Source organism: Microbacterium sp. zg.Y909, assembly GCF_024626565.1.
The window spans coordinates 1-4040 of the sequence record NZ_JANJFJ010000391.1; the positions used below are offsets into that span (position 1 = coordinate 1).

Genomic DNA, 4040 nt, shown 5'->3' on the forward strand with positions numbered 1-4040 from the left:
GACCGTGGGATGCCGCGCCTTCCAGGCATCCAGCCCCGCGAGCGCCTCGTCCTTCGTCGCCGCCCGCGCGATCTCGATGAGCGGCATCGTCGAAACGCGCCGCCCGGCCCCGTCGGCGCTCCGCGGCGCGCGCTCGGCCGGACCCAGCCGCTCGGCCAGCGCCAGCAGCCCATCGAGTGACCCCGCCGCGTCGTCGATCCCCGCGTGCGGGTCGCCGATCTCGGCGAACCGGGCCCGCACGGTCGGCACGGTGAACTCCTCGGGACGGCGCACCCGCAGCTCGTCCCACGCCAGCGGCGTCGAGACCCGGGCATCGGGCAATGCCCGCACCGAGTACGCCGACGCGACGGTGCGGTCCTTGGCGTTCTGGTTGAAGTCGACGAAGACGCTCTCGCCGCGCTCCTCCTTCCACCACTGGGCGCTCGCGAGCCCCGGCGCCCGGTCGGCGACCTCGCGCGCCAGGGCCTGCGCAGCCAGCCTCACTGTGGCGAAGTCCCCAGCCGCATCGAGCCGCACCAGGATGTGGATGCCGCGTGAGCCCGACGTCTTCGGCCACCCGACGAGTCCCATGTCGCCGAGCACGTCCCGCACGACGAACGCGACATCGACGATCTGCTGCCAGTCGACCCCCGGCATCGGGTCGAGGTCGATGCGCAGCTCGTCGGGGTGGTCGAGGTCGCCGGCCCGCACCGCGTGCGGGTTGAGATCGAGGCACCCGAGGTTGACGACCCAGGCCAGCCCCGCGCCATCGCGGATCACCGCCTCTTCGGCGCTCGTCCCCGACGCGTACCGCAGCGTCGCGGTGCCGACCCAGTCGGGGTGGTTCTCGGGCACCCGCTTCTGGAAGAACGGCTCCTTGTCGATGCCCTTCACGAAGCGCTTCAGCACCATCGGCCGGTCGCCGGCGCCGCGCAGCGCCCCCTCGGCGACGGCGAGGTAGTACTCGACGAGATCGAGCTTCGTCAGGCCAGGCTTTGCGAACACCACCTTCTCGGGGTGGCTCACGCGCACCTCGTGCCCATCGACCTCGAGCGTGACCGCGTCGTCTTTCGCTGCCGGCATGCGGTCACGATACGCCCCGCCCGCGTCCGGCGGCCAGATCGAGAAGGGGCGTTGCACCACACCCGGTGCCATAGGAGCCGCACATGCCTACGATGGGCCTTCTAGAGGGATTCCGATCCCCAAGCCGAGGCGAAGGGGGCGCACATGGTCCAGGTCCGTGTGGCCGGCGTAGCCCTCGACCCCGACGGGCAGCGGGTCGTGCTGCTGAAGCCGGTCGACGCCCTTCCCGGCGAAGGATCGATCCTGCCCATCTGGATCGGCGCGCAGGAGGCGACGTCGATCCTCATCGCCGTCGAGGGCGCCGTCACCCCCCGCCCGCTTGCGCACGATCTGATGCGCTCGATGGTGACCGCCCTGGGCGCCGAGGTCGACCGCGTCGAGGTCGCCCGCATCGACGACGGCACCTTCTACGCCGAGGTGACCCTCAGCTCGCCCCGAGGCACGCAGGCCATCGACGCCCGGCCGTCGGATGCCATCGCGCTGGCCTCTCGCACCGCGGCGCCCATCTTCGTCGCCGACGACGTGCTCGTCGAAGCCGGCATCCCGGACGTCCTGGCCGTCGATGACGCCGAGGAGAACATCGAGGAGTTCAAGCACTTCATCGACGACGTCGAGCCGGAGGATTTCCGGGAATGACGCCGGTGCGCGCGTCGACCACGGCCCCTACACTCGGCACATGATGTTCGCGAACGTGGGCACGATCGGTGTGGTTCCCGGCAGACGCGCGCAGCTCGTCGATCTGCTCACCCGGCGCAGCGAAGAGCTGCGCCACGTCGGGTGCCTCGCCTACGAGGTCGGCATCAACGATGAAGAGCCCGACACCGTCTTCGTCATGGAGCTGTGGACCAGCGCCGACGCGCACCGGGCATCGCTGGTACTGCCCGAGGTGCAGGCATCCATCGCCGCCGCCGGGCCGCTGATGACGGGCGAGTTCGATGGCTTCCACTTCGACGTCATCGGGTCGCCCCTGCGGGACTGACGGCGTGCGGGCGGCGGTTGGCGGAGGATAGGGGATTCGAACCCCTGAGAGCTTTCACTCAACACGCTTTCCAAGCGTGCGCCATAGGCCACTAGGCGAATCCTCCGTGGCCCCGAAGGGCCGCGGGACAGTCTACCGGGTGCAGAGCAGTCCTTTTGCCGCGCGGGGCACCCTGCGCCGTCTGCGGGGTCAGATGGGCACGCGCTCGGCGGCGTAGGCGCTCCCCGGGCGCACGACGAGCGACCTCGGCATCAGCAGGGAGCGCACCCTCGTGCCGCGCGGCGTGGCCGCCGCCAAACCTGCGTGCACGGATGCCGCGGCATCCGCCAGAGACTCCCGCCCGACGTCGCCGGGCCCGCCCGCGCCGGTCGACCCGCGTGCAGGCGCCGCATACGACGCGCGTTCGATCGCCGCCACGAGCCGCGCCACCGCGTCGGCGGGTGCGCCGTGATCGGCGACCAGCCGCGCGCCGAACGCACGTGGCGACTCCGCTGCGGGCACGGCGATGCCGAGGTCGACTGCGGCCTCCCGCACGCTGAGCCACGCCGCAGCGGCATCACCCGCCGCTGCGGCGGCGAGGCGACGCCGTCGCAGCAGCTCCCGCACCAGCGCCGGCAGCATGAGGGCGATCAGTACGCCCAGCGCCGTCAGTGCGCTCGACAGCGTCAGGAGCGGTGGCGCAGCGGCGTCGGGCACCGCCTGGTCGCCCACCTCGGGCGCGATGCTCGGCTCGGGCGCCACGAGGTCGGGTTCGGCGCCGGCCGCCGGATCCAGACCCTCGTTCACGTCTTCGCCGGCGTCGTCGGCGGCAGCCACGCGCTCGGGCAGGAACGAGGTGGGGGTGCCGAGGCTCTTGGTCGGTTCGAACGGCACCCACCCGATGCCGGCGAAATGCACCTCCGGCCAGGCGTGCAGCTGATCGCTCGTCACCTGATACTCGGTCTCTCCGTCGACGACCTCGCCGTTGCCGGTGCCGGGGAGGTAGCCCACCACGATGCGTGCGGGCATGTCGAGCGTCCGCGCCATCACCGCGAACGCCGACGCGAAGTGCACGCAGTACCCCTCTCTGGAGACGAGGAACTGCTCGATCGCGTCGATGCCCGATCCGTCGAAACCCTGCTGCACCGGCGCGCGCAGCGAGTAGGTGAAATCGCCGCCGCGGAACCAGCTCTGCAGCGCCACGAGCTTGTCGTAGTCGGTCTCGGCGCCGGCCGTGACCTGCAGCGTGGTCTGGGTGATGATGTCCATCGGCACGTCGGGAAGGTCGTAGCTCGCATCCCGCAGCACCGTGCCGCCCGCGGCCGTCGCCCGGATCTGCTCACGGGTGGGGCGGGGGAGGTGCGTCAGCACCTCGTACACCTGACCCTGGCTCGTGGCGGAGTCGCTCACGACCGTGCGGTTGTAGGGCATCGCCTCCCAGCCCTCGTCAAGACCGGTGACACCCACGGCGGGGTAGGCGACCGGCAGCCAGGACGAGGAGAGGTTCGTGACCTCGACGGTCGTGCGGTACGCCGTCACCCGCAGCGACTCGTCGACCTCCACCTCACCGAAGGGGCTCGAACCCTCGCCCCCGGCATCGTCCTCGACGACGGCCTCGAGGGGAAGGGTGCGCACGCGGTCCGGCCGCCACTGCGCGCCGTCGAAGCTCGACAGCGTCGCCACGCGCAGATACGGCGGCACCGGGGTGTTCGAGCGCACGTTCATCACCGGCACGCTGATGGGCTGGCGCAGATCAGCGCCCAGGTTCAGCGACGGGTCGATCGTCGTGGTCGCACCGAGTCCACCTGCGGCGGGACGTGCCGTGGGCGTCGGCAGCAACGGGGTCACGGTGATCGCCACGACGACGGCGATGGCGCCGATGCCGACGGCGGTCGCACCCGCTCCCGCCCGACGTGCCGACGACCCGGGGCGCGGGACCGCGGGTGCGTCGCCGGCCGTCTCGCGCGCCCGCGTCTCGGTGCGAAGCAGGAACAGCACGGCCACGGCCAGCACGGCGAAC

Annotated in this window: 4 protein-coding genes and 1 tRNA gene; 2 read left to right on the plus strand and 3 right to left on the minus strand. The window is 71.7% G+C overall.

Going from position 1 to position 4040, the window contains the following annotated elements; all coding sequences use genetic code 11:
- A partial coding sequence (locus tag NQ160_RS19885; protein ID WP_257516838.1) for a DNA polymerase domain-containing protein occupies positions 1-1062 on the minus strand: 1062 nt, incomplete at its 3' end.
- A 144-nt stretch (positions 1063-1206) separates the two neighbouring features.
- On the opposite strand from NQ160_RS19885, the gene NQ160_RS19890 reads away from it, so the two are divergent.
- Positions 1207-1698 (plus strand): bifunctional nuclease family protein, encoded by a 492-nt coding sequence (locus NQ160_RS19890; protein WP_257516839.1) that lies wholly within the window; start codon positions 1207-1209, stop codon positions 1696-1698.
- A gap of 40 nt (positions 1699-1738) precedes the next feature.
- The gene (locus NQ160_RS19895) at positions 1739-2041 is read left to right on the plus strand and encodes a putative quinol monooxygenase (RefSeq protein WP_257516840.1); all 303 of its coding nucleotides are present in this window, start codon (positions 1739-1741) and stop codon (positions 2039-2041) included.
- An 18-nt stretch (positions 2042-2059) separates the two neighbouring features.
- Here NQ160_RS19895 and NQ160_RS19900 read toward each other — a convergent pair.
- Positions 2060-2147 (minus strand) — tRNA-Ser (locus NQ160_RS19900).
- A gap of 83 nt (positions 2148-2230) precedes the next feature.
- Positions 2231-4040, minus strand: a 1810-nt coding sequence (locus NQ160_RS19905) for a transglutaminase TgpA family protein (RefSeq protein WP_257516841.1), incomplete at its 5' end; no start/stop codon positions are given.